Consider the following 16,522-nt stretch of genomic DNA (forward strand, 5'->3'; position numbering starts at 1 on the left):
GAGCTTCTTGATGGTCCAAGCCCTGTCATCTCTCGACAGGAGCGATCATGAAGGCGCCGGGGTTCCAGAAGTGGTTCGCCAAACTGACCTTGCTGAACCAGCCGCAGCGCCTGCGCGTGCTCGCGGCGCTGCGTCCCGCGGCCGGGCTGGCCGAGGTCGTCGGGCTGCTCACGGTAATCCGCGCGGCGGACCGGCGCTGTCCACGCTGCGCCAGTCCATCTTGGCACCGCCATGGTCACGCCAATGATCTGCAACGCTACCGCTGCCGCGAATGCGGCCGCACATACAACGACCTGAGCGGTACGCCGCTGGCGCGCCTGAGGCTGCGCGGTAAATGGCTGGATTATCTGCAAGCGCTGCTGGCTTCGCGTCCCGTGCGGGCGGCGGCCGGCGAGGTCGGCGTGCATCGCAACACCGCCTTTCGCTGGCGTCACCGCTTCCTGGACCGGGTTAAACATGACCGTCCGGCGCGCTTGAGCGGTATCGTCGAAGCCGATGAAATGTTCCTGCTCGAATCGCAAAAAGGAGCGCGCAAGCTCGGCCGGCCTGCGCGCAAGCGGGGCGGCGCGGCCAGAAGGCGGGGAATCTCGCGCGAGCTCGACTGTATTCTGGTGGCGCGTGACCGCGGCGGCCAGACCATCGACGCCGTCACCGGACGCGGCGCGCTCAGCGCACGGCAACTGACGCGCCATCTGCTGCCGAAACTCGACCCGAAGGCGCTCCTGGTCACCGATTCGAACGCCGCCTATCGCGCCTTTAGTCGCCAGCATGGCATCGCGCACGAGGCGGTGAACCTGCGCGCTGGCGTGCGGGTGCGGGCCGGCGCTTCAGGCGCCATCCATGTTCAGAACGTCAATGCCTATCACCACCGATTCCGGGACTGGCTGGCGCGCTTTCACGGCGTGGCCTCGCGCTACCTGCCGAACTATCTGGGCTGGCGTTGGGCGCTCGATGGCGGACGGATCAATACTGTCGAGCAATTGCTGCGCATCGCAATCGGAGTCATCAACACTGAACGGTGACAGCGCCTTCTTTTTGGCGCTGTCTCCGTTAGCTATGGATGAGTACTGAACTGCTGAGCTTCTTGGTGGTCCAAGCCCTGTCATCTCTCGACAGGAGCGATCATGAGGGTGCCACGGTTCCAGAAGTGGTTCGACAAACTGCCGTCGCTGAACCAACCGCAGCGTCTGCGCGTGCTCGACGCGCTGCGGCCGGCGGCCGGGCTGGCCCAGATCGTTGCGCTGCTCACGGTAATCCGCGCGGCGGACCGGCGCTGTCCCCGCTGCGCCAGTCCGTCTTGGCACCGCCATGGGCACGCCAATGATCTTCAACGCTACCGCTGCCGCCAGTGTGGGCGCACATACAACGACCTGAGCGGCACGCCGCTGGCGCGCCTGCGGCTGCGCGGTAAATGGCTGGATTATCTGCAAGCGCTGCTGGCGTCGCGGCCCGTGCGGGCGGCGGCAAGCGAGGTCGGCGTGCACCGCAACACCGCCTTTCGCTGGCGCCACCGCTTCCTGGACCAGGTTAAACATGACCGTCCTGCGCGCTTGAGCGGCATCGTCGAGGCCGATGAAATGTTCCTGCTCGAATCGCAAAAAGGAGCGCGCAAGCTCGACCGTCCGCCGCGTAAGCGGGGCGGCGCGGCCAGCAGGCGGGGAATCTCGCGCGAGCTCGACTGCATACTGGTGGCGCGCGATCGCGGCGGTCAGACCATCGACGCCGTCACCGGACGCGGCGCCCTCAGCGCCCGTCAGCTGACGCGCCATCTGCTGCCGAAACTCGACCCGCAGGCGCTGTTGGTCACCGATTCGAACGCCGCCTATCGCGCCTTTTGTCGCCAGCATGGCATCGCGCATGAGGCGGTGAACCTGCGCGCCGGCGTGCGGGTGCGGGCCGGCGCTTCAGGCGCCATCCACGTCCAAAACGTGAATGCCTATCACCACCGCTTCCGGGACTGGCTGGCGCGCTTTCACGGCGTGGCCTCGCGCTACCTGCCGAACTATCTGGGCTGGCGTTGGGCGCTCGATGGCGGACGGATCAATACGATCGAGCAGTTGCTGCGCATCGCAATCGGAGTCATCAACATTGAACGGTGACAGCGCCTTCTTTTTGGCGGCGCGGTATCATGTCGGTTTGTGCGGCTTGGCCGCTTATCAAGAACACCATGGCAATCAAACTCAAGAACGACAAGGACATCGCCAAGATGCGCGTCGCCGGCCGCCTGGCCGCCGAAGTGCTCGAGATGATCAAGGAACACGTGGTCCCCGGGGTCTCGACCGAGGAGCTGGACCGCCGCTGCAACGAATACATCCGCAAGGTGCAGAAGGCGACCCCGGCCAACGTCGGCTACCACGGCTTTCCCAAGACCCTGTGCACATCCATCAACGGCGTGGTCTGCCACGGCATCCCGAGCGAGCAGGAAGTGCTCAAGGATGGCGACATCATCAACATCGACGTCACCGTGATCAAGGACGGCTGGCACGGCGACACCAGCCGCATGTACTACGCCGGCACCCCGAGTCCCGAAGCGAAACGCCTGGTGGACACCACCTACGACGCCATGATGGCGGGCATCCGCGCGGTGCGTCCGGGCGCGCGCCTGGGCGACGTCGGCCACGCGATCCAGAAGCTGGCCGAGGCGGCCGGCTATTCGGTGGTGCGCGACTACTGCGGCCACGGCATCGGCCGCGTCTACCACGAAGACCCGCAGGTGCTGCACTACGGCCGGCCCAACACCGGCCTGCTGCTCAAGGAAGGCATGACCTTCACGGTCGAGCCGATGATCAATGCCGGCGCCGAGGAAGTCGACCAACTGGCGGACGGCTGGACCGTGGTGACCAAGGACGGCTCGCTGTCGGCCCAGTGGGAACACATGATCGCGGTGACCAGGGATGGCGCCGAGATCCTGACGCCCTGGCCCAAGGGCTGAGTCCGCGCGCGCGGCTGCGCGCCCGCCCGACAAAAAAAAACGCCCCTTGCGGGGCGTTTTCGTTTCTGCTTGCAGAGCTTACTTGGCGGCCATCAGCGCGACCGTGGTGTCCAGCATACGGTTCGAGAAGCCCCACTCGTTGTCGTACCAGGACGAGACCTTCACCAGGCGGCCCGAGACCTTGGTCAGGGTGGCGTCGAAGTTCGACGATGCCGGGTTGTGGTTGAAGTCGACCGACACCAGCGGCTCGGTGTTGTAGGTCAGGATGCCTTTCAGGGCGCCTTCCGAGGCGGCCTTCATGATCTGGTTGACTTCCTCGACGGTGGTGTCGCGCTTGGCGATGAAGGACAGGTCGACGATCGACACGTTGATGGTCGGCACGCGGATCGCGAAACCGTCCAGCTTGCCGTTCAGCTCAGGCAGCACCAGGCCCACCGCGGCGGCGGCGCCGGTCTTGGTCGGGATCATCGACTGGGTGGCCGAACGGGCGCGGCGCAGGTCTTCGTGCATCACGTCGGTCAGCACCTGGTCGTTGGTGTAGGCGTGCACGGTGGTCATCAGGCCGTTTTCCAGGCCGATCGCTTCATGCAGCGGCTTGACCAGCGGGGCCAGGCAGTTGGTGGTGCAGGACGCGTTCGAGATCACGGTGTCCGAGCTCTTGAGCACGTTCTGGTTGACGCCGAACACGATGGTGGCGTCGACGTCCTTGCCGCCCGGCGCCGAGATGATGACTTTCTTGGCGCCGCCCTTCAGGTGGGCCGAGGCCTTTTCCTTGGTGGTGAAGAAGCCGGTGCACTCCAGCACCACGTCCACGCCCAGCTCGCCCCACGGGATCTCGGCCGGGTTACGCTGCGCGAACACGCGGATCTTGTCGCCATTCACGATCATGTGGTCGCCATCGACCGTCACGGTGCCCGGGAACTTGCCGTGCGCGGTGTCGTAGCGGGTCAGGTGGGCGTTCGATTCGGCATTGCCGAGGTCGTTGATCGCCACGATCTGGATGTCTTGCTTCTTGCCGCCTTCGTAGAACGCGCGCAGGATGTTGCGGCCGATGCGGCCATAACCGTTGATTGCAACTTTGATCGTCATGCTTTGCTCCTGATTAGAAAAAAACTTTTTTTTCGTACCCGAGAACGAAACGGGCTGCCCGCAGGCAGCCCGCCGATATTTACGCGCCGATGACGCCCTTGGCTTTCGCCACGACGTTCTCGACGGTGAAGCCGAAGTGCTTGAACAGCACGCCGGCCGGCGCCGATTCACCGAAGGTGTCGATGCCCACCACGGCGCCTTCCAGGCCCACGTACTTGTACCAGAAATCGGTCACGCCGGCTTCGATCGCGACGCGCGGGATCCCGCGCGGCAGGACGCTGGCCTTGTAGGCCGCGTCCTGGCGTTCGAACACGTCGGTCGACGGCATCGAGACCACGCGCGCGGCGATGCCCTCGCCTGCCAGCGCGTCGGCCGCCTTGACCGCCAGTTCGACTTCCGAACCGGTGGCGATCAGGACCACCTTGGCGTCGGCGGCGTCGCGCAGCACGTAGCCGCCCTTGGCCACGTCGGCCACCTGGGCCGGGCTGCGTTCCATGAACGGCAGGTTCTGGCGCGAGAAGATCAGGGTGGTCGGACCATCCTTGCGCTGCACCGCCGCGCCCCAGGCCACCGCCGATTCGACGGTGTCGCACGGACGCCAGTTGTCCAGGTTCGGGATCAGGCGCAGCGAGGACACGTGCTCGATCGACTGGTGGGTCGGGCCGTCTTCGCCCAGGCCGATCGAATCGTGGGTGAACACCGAGATCGAACGCACCTTCATCAGCGCGGCCATGCGCAGGGCGTTGCGGCTGTAGTCCGAGAAGGTCAGGAAGGTCGCGCCGAAGGGGATGAAGCCGCCGTGCAGGGCGATGCCGTTCTGGATCGCGGCCATGCCGAACTCGCGCACGCCGTAGTTGATGTGGTTGCCCGGGATGCCGGAGCGCACCGCCACCGATTCCTTCCAGTTGGTCAGGTTCGAGCCGGTCAGGTCGGCCGAGCCGCCCAGGAATTCCGGCAGCACCGGGGCCAGGGCCTGGATCGCATTCTGCGAGGCCTTGCGGGTGGCGATGTTTTCCTTCTTCTCGATGCAGGACGCGATGGCGGCGTCCAGGGTCTGCGCGAAGTTGCCCGGCAGCTCACCCTTCATGCGGCGCTCGAATTCGGCGGCCAGTTGCGGGTGGGCGGCGCGGTAGCCGTCGAACATGGCGTTCCAGTCGGCTTCCAGCTTGGCGCCGCGCGCTTTGGCGTCCCAGGCCTCGTAGATCTCGCCCGGGATGTCGAAGGGGATCGGGTCCCACACCAGGTGCTGGCGCACGGCCGCGATTTCCTTGTCGCCCAGCGGGGCGCCGTGGACCTTGTCGCCGCCTTCCAGGTTGGGCGCGCCCTTGCCGATGATGGTCTTGCAGCAGATCAGGGTCGGACGGTCGGAGCCCTTGGCCTGCTCGATGGCGGCCGCGACCGCGGCGACGTTGTGGCCGTCGACCTTGGGGATCACGTTCCAGCCATAGGCCTCGAAACGCTTCTGGGTGTCGTCGGTGAACCAGCCTTCGACCTTGCCGTCGATCGAGATGCCGTTGTCGTCGTACAGCCAGATCAGCTTGTTCAGGCGCAGGGTGCCGGCCAGCGAGGCCACCTCGTGCGAGATGCCTTCCATCAGGCAGCCGTCGCCCAGGAAGGCGTAGGTGTAGTGATCGACCACCTCGTAGCCCGGACGGTTGAATTCATACGACAGCAGCCATTCGGCGAGCGCCATGCCGACCGAGTTGGCGATGCCCTGGCCGAGCGGACCGGTGGTGGTTTCCACGCCCGGGGTGATGCCCACTTCCGGGTGGCCCGGGGTCTTCGAGTGCAGCTGGCGGAAGTCGCGGATGTCGTCCATCGACAGGTCGTAGCCTGCCAGGTGCAGCAGCGCGTAGTGCAGCATCGAGCCGTGGCCGTTCGAGAGCAGGAAGCGGTCGCGGTTCATCCAGCCCGGATTGGCGGGGTTGTGGCGGTAGTGACCGTCCCACAGCGCAACGGCGATCTCGGCCATGCCCATCGGCATGCCCGGGTGGCCCGAGTTGGCTTTCTGGACGGCGTCCATCGCCAGCGCGCGGATCGCGTTGGCCATCAGGGTGGTGGTGTGCGTAGATTTCATTGGGGTACGAAGATCAGGGATTGGAAAGCGGTGGCGGTGCGTCAGGCCGTAGCCCGTTATTCTACCAGACGGCGCAGGGCAATCTTGAATTACGGGAAGGCAACAAAAGGCCGCACGGAACAGCGGGCAGCAAAAAAAAAGCCCGGCGCGAGCGCCGGGCTTTTCGGGGGGCCGTCAGGCGGTCAGAAGCGGACCGATGCGCCCAGGGTCACGTAGCGACCGATCACGTCGTAGCTCTGCGGGAAGGTGTTGCCGCTGTTCGGACCGGTGCCGCCGATCGAGCCGCCGACGATCGGCGGTTTCTTGTCGAAGGCGTTGGTCACGGACAGGGTCAGCTTCACGTTCTTGTGCACGTTCCAGTTCGCGTACAGGTCGACGTAGTTATAGGCCGAGATGTGCGAGAAGGCCGGCAGGAACACGGTGCCGCCCGGTTCTTCGATCACCGAGCTCACGTAGCGCCAGTTGTAGCCCATCGACCACTTGCCGACGTTCCAGGTGGTGCGCTGGTTGAACTTGCGCTTGTACACCGGGGCGTTGACCACGTTGTTGCAGGCGATCGAGTAGTAGCCCAGGCAGTCGCGGTTGACCGAGGTCGGGGTGGCCTGGTAGTCGTACTCGGTGACGAAGTTCGAACCCAGCGACAGGTCCAGGCTGCCCCAGCGGCTGTCTGCGCCGAGCTGGCTCAGGTTCAGGCGGTAGGCCACGTTCAGGTCGACGCCGGCGGTGCTCTGCTTGCCCAGGTTCGACAGCGGGGTCGAGACGCCGCGCGCCTCGTTGCCGTTGAAGGTGCCGTTGATGGTGTTACGACCCACCATGCCGCAGAACTCGTTGACGGTGAAGCCCGGGTTCTGGGCCGCGCTGTAGCAGCGGTCCAGGATGTCGGTGGTCGACGGCGACGAGACCGCTTCGGTGATCTCGATCTTGTAGTAGTCGACCGACACCGCCAGGCGCGGCAGCGGCTCCAGCACGAAGCCGAAGGTCTTGGTCTTCGCGGTTTCCGGTCCCAGGTTCGGGTTGCCGCCGGACAGGTTGTTGATCTGGCCCGAGGACGGCGCCGGCAGGCTGCCGATCTCGCTCAGCGGCACGCCGGTCAGGCGGCACAGGTTGGACAGGGTGCCCGGACGGTTGGCGTCGGCCTGGTTGATGTTGGCGCCCTGGCAGGGGTCGGTCGCGAGGTTCGACAGGCCGGTGACGGCCGGCGCGAACAGTTCGTTCACGTTCGGCGCACGGGTGGCCTTCTGGATCATGCCGCGCAGACGCAGCGGCTTGACCGGCGACCATTCGCCGCCCGCCTTCCAGCTGCCGTAGCTGACCTTGTTGGACGCGGTCTTGAACTCGGTCTCACGATAGCCCAGCTCGGCGTTCAGGCTGCGGATGAAGGGCTTGTCCGCGACCAGCGGGACGAACATCTCGAGCGCGTATTCCTGCAGCTTGAAGCTGCCCGAACGGTCCGGGGTCGGCGCGCCGGTGCCCAGCACCTCGCCCTGGATCTGGGAAGCGGCGTCGGACTGGGTGCCGGCGGTGACCTTGCGGCGCTCGGCGACCAGCGACACGGCGATCGGATCCTCGGCCCAGGGGCTGCGGATCTTCTCGCCCAGGTTGCCGCTGACCGAAGCCTGGGCCACGTCCTGCTCCACGCTCTGCATCAGCACCGCGGTCTGGTTGATGAACTTCGCCATTTCCGGGGTGATCGAGCCTTCGGCGCCGAACACGTTCAGCGGCACGCAGCCGTTGGCCGGATTCACGCAGGCGGTGGTCGAGAGCGCGTTCAGGGCCTGGCCGACCTTGGCCAGCGAGCCCCAGTTGCGGCGGGTCTGGGTCTGGTCCGAGGTGCCGCGGCTCCAGTAGGCGTCATAGGTCCATTCGCCGATCAGGTCGCCCTTCACGCCGATCGTGTACTGCAGGGTGTCGGTATCGAAGTCGTTGAAGCGCGGACCCAGTTCGGTGATGCGGCGGTTGACCAGCAGCGGCACCATGGTGTTGTTGCCGGGCACGCAGTTCGCGGCCGGAATGCCGCGACGGGCGCAGATCTGCTCGCGCGCCGGCTGCGGGATGTACGGATTGCCGATCGGCACCTGGAAGGTGTTGCCGAAGGTACCGGTCGATGCCAGGGCCGAGGCGACCTTGCTGGTGGTGTAGAACAGCTCGGCGTAGGCTTCGGCGTGGTCGTTGATCTTGTAGTTGCCCAGCGCGGTCGCCTGGGTGCGGTCGAGGCCGGTCTGATAGTAGTTCGGCGGATTGGTGTTCCAGGGCACGACGGGCTGCACGAGGCGGCCGGTGGCCGGGTCGATGCGCCATGCGCCGGACAGGGCGGTGGTGCCGCCAGGACCCTGGCCGGTCGAGAACTGGGCCGGCACGGCGGTCGCCGAACCGGTCGGAGCGCCGGTCACCGAGTTCAGGCTGACGATGCCGAAGTCGCGCTCGCCCTGGGTCAGCGGATCGGTCTTGGTCTTGCCGATGCTCAGGACCACGTTGCCCTTGCCGTCGGCCAGCGAGCTGCCGATGGTGATGTCGGTACGGCGGCGCTTGGCGTCGCGCTCGTCGGCGGTGGCGCCGTAGGTGCTGGTGACGTCGATGCCGGTGAAGTTGCGGCGCAGGTTGAAGTTGGCCACGCCGGCCACGGCGTCGGCGCCGTAGGCCACCGAGGCGCCGCCGGTGACCAGGTCGACGCGGTTGACCAGGGCCACGGGAATGGCGTTGGTGTCGACGGTGCCGCTCAGGTTGAACGGCACGAGGCGGCGGCCGTTGACCAGGACCAGCGAACGGTTGGAACCGAGGCCGCGCAGGTCGATCGTGGCGGCGCCGCCGGTGCCGTTGTTGGTGCCCGGGCCGATCGCCGGCACGGCGGCCGGCAGGGCCTTGAAGAACTCCTCGACCGCCACCGGCTGGGTCGAGCGGATCTCTTCCGCCGTGATCGAGGCGATCGGGCTGTTGGAGGTGATGCCCGGCGAGGTGATACGGGTGCCGGTCACTTCCACGACATTGACTTTCTCCTGGGCCAGCACGGGCTGGGCTGCGGCGCCGATACCGGCGACCACCAGGGCCAGGCGAACGGCGCGCGAAATGCTCTTCTCTTTGATCATTCTTCTCTCAATCCCACGTTGAAATGACTCCGGTACGGCCGTCCGGGGTGCGATGCAGCCGTCCACTCCCTCTTCAGCACATCGACGCTTGTTGAGCAAAAATCGTCATCCGCCTTTTGAGCAAACGTCATCGTATGTACTTGCAAATCAATCAAAACATTCGGGTTGATTTATGTCAATGTATATGTACCGCAATGTTCCCCGTATGTATCGAAAACGTGACAGTTCACCCCGATCGACGCGGGGGCCGGCCTTGGTTCGCGTCGTGGGAGCGCACTACAATACGGGTCCCTTCCCAAGCGCAAGGCAAGTCATGCCCCGTTTTTACTGTCCCCAGGTTCTCCATCCCGGCGTCCAGGTCGAGCTGCCGGCCGCCGTCGCCCACCACCTGCACGTGGTGCGCCTGCAGCCCGGCGCCACCCTCACCCTGTTCAACGGCGAGGGCGGGGAATACCGCGCCACCCTGGTCGAGGTCGGCAAGAAGCGGGCCGCGGCCCTGGTCGAGGCGCACGAGGCGGTCGAGGTGGAAGCGCCCTACGCCCTGACCCTGGCCCAGGGCCTGCCCGAGGGGGCCAAGATGGACTGGATCATCGAGAAGGCGGTGGAGCTGGGCGCGGCCGCGATCCAGCCGCTGGCGGCGCGCCGCAGCGTGGTGCGCCTGTCCGGCGAGCGCGCCGACAAACGCCAGGAGCACTGGCAGGGCGTGATCGTGGCCGCCTCCGAGCAGAGCGGACGCAACCGCCTGGCCCAGCTGCATCCGCTGGCCGAGTTCAAGACCTGGATCGCGGCGCCCTCCTCCGCGCCGCGCATCCTGCTCAGCCCGCGTGCGACGGGCTCGCTGGCGGAGTGGGCGCGCGCGACCGCGCCCGGCCCCGCCACCCTGCTGGTCGGACCGGAAGGCGGTTTCGCGCCCGAGGAAGAGGAAGCGGCGCGCGCGGCCGGCGCGCTGGCCTTGTCGATGGGGCCGCGGGTGCTGCGCACCGAGACCGCCGGGCTGGCGGCGCTGGCGGTGCTGGCGGCGGCCTGGGGCGGGATCTAGCCAGTCCGACAGAGGACGGGCCGCCGGCCCGTTCGCACGAACAAGAAAAAACCCGCCGGCGGATCGCTCCGCCGGCGGGTTTTTGCTTGACAGCGGCGTTGCCGCCGCTGCAAGTCTCAGCTTAGAAGGTGTAGTTCAGACCGAGGCTGAAGGAACGGCCGATGGCGCCGGCCTGGTGCATTGCCGAGTTGTACTGCGACAGGTTGTTACCCGCCGAGCCGTAGGTCGCCACGTCGATCGGCGGTTCGCGATCGAACACGTTCAGGACCGAACCCTTCAGGGTCAGGTTCTCGTTGAACTTGTAGGTGACGTTCAGGTTCGTGCTGGCGAACGAACGGATGGTGCAGTAGGACTCCGGCATGCCGTTCAGGTCGAACATGGTGCGGCCGGCCACGTCGTGGGCTGCGGTCGAGCAGTCGTTGGCGCCAACCGACGGGTCGAGTGCCGAGTACTTGTCAACCCAGTTCACGGTGGTGGTGACGGTCAGCGGGCCACGGTCCCAACCCAGGGTCAGGTTGGCGCGGTTCTTCGGGTTGCCGGTGTTGCCGCCGACTGCCGAAGGACCGTGGGTGCCTGCCAGCTGGATCTTCTCCGAGCCGGTGTCGATCTCGTAACCCATGGTGTGCGCGAAGTTCAGGCCGGCACGGAAGTTGCCCCATGCACCAGCGCGGTAGCGGTAGGACAGGTCCAGTTCCAGGCCGTGGGTTTCGACGCCGCCCACGTTGATGTACGGGGTCGGGCCGTACTGGATCGGGCCAACCGACGGGGTACCCAGGAAGGTACCGCCGTTGCCGTCAGCGATTTCGGTCGGCACGGCCGGGCTACGCACCCAGTTCGGGGTGAAGCCAGGCACCGACACGGCCGAGGTGATCTGGCCGGTCATCTTGATGCGGTAGTAGTCCAGGGTTGCGGACAGGCCCTGGAACGGTTCCAGGATCACGCCCAGGGTGTAGCTCTTGGCCTTTTCCGGCTGGACGTCGGCTTCGGTGGTCTGCACGTAGGTCGGCTGGATGCCGCAAGCTGCCGGCACGTTGCCGCGGGTGTTGCGGTTGCCGTCCGGGCACAGGATCGGGTCGTTGATACCGTTGAACAGGAAGAACGAACCGGCGTTGCCCACTTCCGAAGCGTTCGGAGCACGGAAGCCCTTGTCGAAGGAGCCGCGCAGCGCGAAGGTACGGGTCGGCGACCACTTGAACTTGGCCGACGGGGTGAACGAACGGCCGTAGGTGTCGTAGTGGTCGTAACGTGCCGAGGCGTTCAGTTCCAGCGACTTGATCGGGTTGGCGCTCAGCTCGGCGAACACCGCCTTGTTGGTCTCTTCACCGAACACGAAGGCCGAGGTGTTGGCCACGGCGCCGTTCGCGGTCAGCGGCGATGCCGGCGAGTTCTGTTCCTTGTTGTGGTAGTGGAAGCCCACTGCCGCCTTCAGGGTGCCTTCGCCCAGTTGCATCAGGTCGCGGCTGGCCGCGAAGTCGACATAGGTCAGGTCCGACTCGAGGGTGTTCGAGAAGCGCGGCGCGGTGAGTGCCAGCACGCCCGGGGTGTTGCCGCCCAGCGGGTTGAAGTTGCCGCTGATCAGGGCGTTGTACAGCTCAACGCGGTTGACGTAGCCGCTGTAGTCGATGTCGGTCTTGACCTTGCTGTAGCCGATCGCAGCGTTGATGTCCCAGCCAGCTGCGCTACCGTTCAGGTCAGCGGCGTAGCGGGTGGCGCGCGACTCGTTCTGCGAGGTGATGCCGGCGCCGGCTTCGTTGACGTAGCCGTACAGGCGGGCAGGCGCGCCCAGGCGGTTCAGCGGGTGGTTGGCCGGCAGGCGGGTGTCGGCGATACGGCCCACGCCCGGGGTCAGCACGCCGTTGTTGTAGGTGGTGAAACCGGCGAAGGTGCTGGCCGAGAAGGCCGGCGGGGTGCCACGGTTGTTCTCGTTGTTACGCTCGAACATCGAGGCCTTCAGCGACAGGGTCCAGTCGTCGTTCAGCTTCTTGGTGGCGCCGATCAGGACGTTCAGGTTGTCGGTCGGCGGAGCGATCCAGGACCAGGTGTCGCGCACCATGCACTGGCCGGCGCGGTACAGCTGGTAGTTGCAGCTCGGATCCAGGAACTGGAAGTTGGCCGGGTTGTTCACGCCGCCGGCGCCCGCTGCGTTGTACAGGAAGGGCGAGCTGGCCGGGGTCAGGAAGCTGTTCAGAGCGGTCGGGACGCCACGACGCAGGTCGTAGCCGCCGCGCGAGCGGTAGTCGCCGTTGGCCCATTCGCGGTCGTCGCGCTGGGACAGGCGCACGCCTTCCTGGTCGCGGTATTCGATGCTGCCGAAGACGTTGAAGCCCTGGGCTTCGAGGTCGCCGAAGCCGGTGGTGATCGAGGCCTTCTTGGTGCGCGCGCCGCCGTGCTGGGCATGGCCGGCTTCTGCGTTCAGGCGGGTGCCGGTGAAGCGCTTCTTCAGGATGATGTTGACCACGCCTGCGACTGCGTCCGAACCGTAGATCGAGGATGCGCCGCCCTTCAGGACTTCAACGCGGTCGATCAGGTCGAACGGGATGTTCGAGACGTCGACGAACGAGCGCTGGGCGTCGTCCGACAGCGGGTAGGAAGCGACGCGGTGGCCGTCGACCAGCACCAGGGTCAGGCCCACGGTCAGGCCGCGCAGCGAGACGCCCGAAGCGCCGTTCGCGAACGCGCCCGGGAAGCCGGTGCCCAGAGCGCCCTGGCCGTTGGCAGCCAGCTCGCCCAGGATCTCGGCGACCGAGGTCTTGCCGGTCTTCGCCATTTCGTCGGCGGTGATCACCTGGACCGGGGTCGGCGCTTCGATGTCCGAACGGCTGATCAGCGAACCGGTCACGACCACGCGCTGCGGCGCCTGGACGTTCGTCCCGGTGGTCGGGGCGGTCGTCTGCGCCATGGCGGAAACGCTGACCAGTGCGCCGCTGGCGACTGCGCATGCCACCGCGAATGGCAGGGACTTCATCTTAAACGTCATGAATACTTCTCCTTCTGGGCTTTCTTGAGTGGTTTTTAGCGCGCCTCGGGTCGCCCCTCCGCGCGTCTTTTTTATTCCCTGCCAACCTGGGCGCTTGGCACCCGCCGCCGGTGCTCCACGATCCGGCGTAGTTGTCAGGATTACCTGTTGCCTATGACTAAACTTCGTCTGCTACGTAAATCCGTCGCGCCCAAATTTACCCGGGCGCGAATTACGACGCATACTCTCAATGGATGTTTGGGAATTAGCCAAACATTATTTGAGTGGGGACATAAAACCATAGCAAAACCGTAAGTGTCAACAAAACGCCAAGCCGTCACGACGTTAAAAACAACACATTATTTTTCAGAAATTTCTTTCGCTCCGACTTGGTGCGCTGCAGCACCAAAATGGAAGGCGATAGCGTGAAGGGGCTCGAACGCCGCAGAATGTACGGGCCACGCCCCTCAGACTAGAGAGAAGTTAGGAAATGTGCGGCGCACCATTGACAATACATACTTGCAGAATTTTCCATTGTTCATATGTATGTTGTCTGTACATGTCGCCCCGTGTGCACCACCATGATGCATATGGTTTCGAGTTGCGGAGGCGCAACAACGAGCAAGGAAAATCCGCTTCATCCGGCCACGCCGCATCGCCGTTTCTCTCGCCATGAAACCGCCATGCTTGGGCTGGAAGGGAATTCGGTAAAATACGGGCTTTTTCCCGCCCCACTTTGTTGCCTCACTAGCAACCACCTCCCATGCTCCGAATCAACGAACTCAAACTGCCCCTGAACCACCCCGAACCCGCGCTGCGCGAGGCCATCCTGGCCCGGCTCGGCATCGCGGATGACGACCTGCTCGATTTCACCGTCTTCAAGCGCAGCTACGATGCGCGCAAGAAGAGCGCCATCGTGCTGATCTATTCGATCGACGCCGAGGTGCGCGGCGAAGCGGCCGTGCTGGCGCGCCTGACCAGGGACCAGCACGTGATGCCCTCCCCCGACACCAGCTACAAGTTCGTGGAGGCGGGCAAGCCGGCGCCCGGCACGCCGCGTCCGATCGTGATCGGCATGGGGCCGTGCGGCATGTTCGTGGCCCTGATCCTGGCCCAGATGGGCCTGAATCCGCTGGTGCTGGAGCGCGGCAAGATCGTGCGCGAGCGCACCGTGGACACCTTCGGCTTCTGGCGCAAGCGCAAGCTCAACACCGAGTCCAACGTGCAGTTCGGCGAAGGCGGGGCCGGCACCTTCTCGGACGGCAAGCTGTACAGCCAGATCAAGGACCCCAAGCACTATGGCCGCAAGGTGTTGACCGAGTTCGTCAAGGCAGGCGCGCCGGAAGAGATCATGTACGTCAGCAAGCCCCACATCGGCACCTTCCGCCTGGTCAAGATGGTCGAGCAGATCCGCGCCGAGATCATCGCCCTGGGCGGCGAGATCCGCTTCGAGACCCGGGTCGAGGACGTGCTGGTGTCGGAGGAGAACGGCGTGCGCCAGGTCCAGGGCGTGCGCCTGGCCAGCGGCGAGGAGATCCCGACCCGCCACCTGACCATCGCCATCGGCCACAGCGCGCGCGACACCTTCGAGATGCTGTACGAGCGCGGCGTCTACATCGAGGCCAAGCCCTTCTCGATCGGCTTCCGGGTCGAGCACCCGCAGTCGCTGATCGACGTCTGCCGCTTCGGCCCCAACGCCGGCAACAAGCTGCTCGGCGCGGCCGACTACAAGATCGTGCACCACGCCTCCAACGGTCGTTCGGTCTACAGCTTCTGCATGTGCCCGGGCGGCACCGTGGTGGCCGCGTCCTCGGAAGAAGGCCGGGTGGTCACCAACGGCATGAGCCAGTATTCGCGCGCCGAGCGCAACGCCAACAGCGCCATCGTGGTCGGCATCACGCCCGAGGACTACCCGGGCCACCCGCTGGCCGGCATCGCCTTCCAGCGCGAGCTGGAGTCGCGCGCCTTCGTGCTGGGCGGCTCCAACTACGACGCGCCGGGCCAGCTGATGGGCGACTTCGTGCGCGGCGTGGCCTCGACCGAATTCGGCTCGGTCATCCCCTCCTTCAAGCCGGCGGTGCACCTGACCGACCTGGCGAGCTCGCTGCCCGAATACGCGATCAGCGCGCTGCGCGAAGCCTTCGTGGCCTTCGACAAGCAGATCAAGGGCTACTACAAGGAGGACGCGGTGCTGACCGGGGTCGAGACCCGCACCTCCTCGCCGATCCGCATCAAGCGCCGCGACGACGACCTGCAGAGCCTCAACACGCGCGGCCTGTTCCCGGCCGGCGAAGGCGCGGGCTACGCGGGCGGCATCATGTCGGCCGCGGTGGACGGCATCCGCGTCGCCGAGGCGGTGGCGCTGGCGATGGGCGCCGATTGAGCCAGGTCCAGCCCCTCGGCGCGTTCGGGCCCGGGCTGGCGATCCTAGCCTCGATGGTGTCGGTCAATGCCGGCGCCGCCTGGGCCAAGGGCCTGTTCCCGGTGGTCGGCAGCGCCGGCGTGACCGCGTTGCGGGTGGGGCTGGCGGCCCTGATCATGCTGCTGGCCGTGCGCCCCTGGCGCGCGCTGCCGGCGCGCGCCGACGCCCGCAACCTGCTGGTCTACGGTGCCATGCTGGGCTTGATGAATCTCCTCATCTACGCCGCCTTCGCCCGCATCCCGATCGGGATCGCCGTGGCGATCGAGGTCACCGGGCCGCTGGCGGTGGTGATCCTGTCGTCGCGCCGGCTGCGCGACTTCGCCTGGGTGGCCTGCGCGGCCCTGGGCCTGGGTCTGCTGCTGCCGATCACGCAGGGCGCCAGCGCGCTCGATCCGCTGGGCGTGGCCTGCGCGCTGGGCGCGGCCTTCTGCTGGGCGATGTATATCGTGTTCGGCAAGCGCGTGTCCTCGCTCAGGGGCGGCGACGCGGTGGCCTGGGGCATGCTGGCGGCCAGCCTGTTCGCGGTGCCGGTCGGCGTGGCGCAGGCGGGCACGCTGCTGTTCACGCCGGCGATGCTGGGCGGGGGCTTGCTGGTGGCCTTGCTGTCCTCGGCCGTGCCCTACACGCTCGAGATGATGGCGCTGGCGCGGCTGCCGCGGCGGGTGTTCGGGATCCTGGTCTCGGCCGGGCCGGCGATCGCGGCGCTGGCGGGTTTCCTGATGCTGGGCGAAAGGCTCACCGGGCTGCAGTGGGCGGCGATCTTCCTGGTCATTTTCGCGTCCGCCGGGGCGGCGGCCACCGCTGGGCGGGGCGAAGCGAAATAGCCCGACGCTTCGGCGCCACCCGCAACATCGACCGCACCCTCAGCAGCACCCGCAGCATCAACAGCACCCGATGCATCAACAGCACCCGCACCGTCAAAAC

10 protein-coding genes are annotated in these 16,522 nt (G+C 66.2%); 6 read left to right on the plus strand and 4 right to left on the minus strand.

What is annotated here, in order from left to right:
- The first annotated feature begins 47 nt into the window (after positions 1-47).
- From B0920_RS12685 to map, 3 genes are all read left to right on the plus strand, one after another.
- Positions 48-1,022, plus strand: a complete 975-nt coding sequence (locus B0920_RS12685; RefSeq protein WP_078032842.1) for an IS1595 family transposase — start codon at positions 48-50, stop codon at positions 1,020-1,022.
- Between the two features lie 102 nt (positions 1,023-1,124).
- Entirely contained in the window at positions 1,125-2,099 is a 975-nt protein-coding gene (locus tag B0920_RS12690) for an IS1595 family transposase (RefSeq protein ID WP_078032843.1), read from the plus strand.
- A 68-nt stretch (positions 2,100-2,167) separates the two neighbouring features.
- On the plus strand, positions 2,168-2,932 hold the full coding sequence (gene map / locus B0920_RS12695; RefSeq protein ID WP_078032844.1) for a type I methionyl aminopeptidase: 765 nt from the start codon (positions 2,168-2,170) through the stop codon (positions 2,930-2,932).
- Positions 2,933-3,010: 78 nt separating this feature from the next.
- Here the strand turns inward: map and gap are convergent, their stop codons facing one another.
- From gap to B0920_RS12710, 3 genes are all read right to left on the minus strand, one after another.
- Positions 3,011-4,021 (minus strand): type I glyceraldehyde-3-phosphate dehydrogenase, encoded by a 1,011-nt coding sequence (gene gap / locus B0920_RS12700; RefSeq protein ID WP_078032845.1) that lies wholly within the window; start codon positions 4,019-4,021, stop codon positions 3,011-3,013.
- A gap of 79 nt (positions 4,022-4,100) precedes the next feature.
- Positions 4,101-6,098 (minus strand): transketolase, encoded by a 1,998-nt coding sequence (tkt, locus tag B0920_RS12705; RefSeq protein ID WP_078032846.1) that lies wholly within the window; start codon positions 6,096-6,098, stop codon positions 4,101-4,103.
- Between the two features lie 182 nt (positions 6,099-6,280).
- Positions 6,281-9,181: a TonB-dependent receptor domain-containing protein gene (locus B0920_RS12710; RefSeq protein WP_078032847.1), complete on the minus strand. Its 2,901-nt coding sequence runs from the start codon at positions 9,179-9,181 to the stop codon at positions 6,281-6,283.
- A 313-nt stretch (positions 9,182-9,494) separates the two neighbouring features.
- Here B0920_RS12710 and B0920_RS12715 point away from each other — a divergent pair, with 313 nt between their 5' ends.
- The gene (locus B0920_RS12715) at positions 9,495-10,220 is read left to right on the plus strand and encodes a 16S rRNA (uracil(1498)-N(3))-methyltransferase (RefSeq protein WP_078032848.1); all 726 of its coding nucleotides are present in this window, start codon (positions 9,495-9,497) and stop codon (positions 10,218-10,220) included.
- Positions 10,221-10,341: 121 nt separating this feature from the next.
- On the opposite strand, the gene B0920_RS12720 is transcribed toward B0920_RS12715, so the two are convergent.
- The gene (locus B0920_RS12720; RefSeq protein WP_179119150.1) at positions 10,342-13,197 is read right to left on the minus strand and encodes a TonB-dependent receptor; all 2,856 of its coding nucleotides are present in this window, start codon (positions 13,195-13,197) and stop codon (positions 10,342-10,344) included.
- Between the two features lie 742 nt (positions 13,198-13,939).
- On the opposite strand from B0920_RS12720, the gene B0920_RS12725 reads away from it, so the two are divergent.
- Together B0920_RS12725 and B0920_RS12730 are read left to right on the plus strand one after the other, a co-directional pair.
- Positions 13,940-15,559, plus strand: coding sequence for an NAD(P)/FAD-dependent oxidoreductase (locus B0920_RS12725; RefSeq protein ID WP_078032850.1), 1,620 nt, complete (start codon positions 13,940-13,942; stop codon positions 15,557-15,559).
- Positions 15,560-15,612: 53 nt separating this feature from the next.
- The gene (locus B0920_RS12730; RefSeq protein WP_078032851.1) at positions 15,613-16,422 is read left to right on the plus strand and encodes an EamA family transporter; all 810 of its coding nucleotides are present in this window, start codon (positions 15,613-15,615) and stop codon (positions 16,420-16,422) included.
- Positions 16,423-16,522: the final 100 nt, after the last annotated feature.

Origin of the sequence: Massilia sp. KIM (genome assembly GCF_002007115.1) — a bacterium.
Classification (GTDB): domain Bacteria; phylum Pseudomonadota; class Gammaproteobacteria; order Burkholderiales; family Burkholderiaceae_D; genus Telluria.

Excerpts from the sequence above, each read along its gene's own strand:
- B0920_RS12690 (WP_078032843.1), top strand. The coding sequence starts at position 1,125 with ATGAGGGTGCCACGGTTCCAGAAGTGGTTCGACAAACTGCCGTCGCTG.
- B0920_RS12725 (WP_078032850.1), top strand. The coding sequence starts at position 13,940 with ATGCTCCGAATCAACGAACTCAAACTGCCCCTGAACCACCCCGAACCC.
- B0920_RS12715 (WP_078032848.1), top strand. The coding sequence starts at position 9,495 with ATGCCCCGTTTTTACTGTCCCCAGGTTCTCCATCCCGGCGTCCAGGTC.
- gap (WP_078032845.1), bottom strand. The coding sequence starts at position 4,021 with ATGACGATCAAAGTTGCAATCAACGGTTATGGCCGCATCGGCCGCAAC.
- B0920_RS12730 (WP_078032851.1), top strand. The coding sequence starts at position 15,613 with ATGGTGTCGGTCAATGCCGGCGCCGCCTGGGCCAAGGGCCTGTTCCCG.
- B0920_RS12720 (WP_179119150.1), bottom strand. The coding sequence starts at position 13,197 with ATGACGTTTAAGATGAAGTCCCTGCCATTCGCGGTGGCATGCGCAGTC.
- B0920_RS12710 (WP_078032847.1), bottom strand. The coding sequence starts at position 9,181 with ATGATCAAAGAGAAGAGCATTTCGCGCGCCGTTCGCCTGGCCCTGGTG.
- tkt (WP_078032846.1), bottom strand. The coding sequence starts at position 6,098 with ATGAAATCTACGCACACCACCACCCTGATGGCCAACGCGATCCGCGCG.
- B0920_RS12685 (WP_078032842.1), top strand. The coding sequence starts at position 48 with ATGAAGGCGCCGGGGTTCCAGAAGTGGTTCGCCAAACTGACCTTGCTG.
- map (WP_078032844.1), top strand. The coding sequence starts at position 2,168 with ATGGCAATCAAACTCAAGAACGACAAGGACATCGCCAAGATGCGCGTC.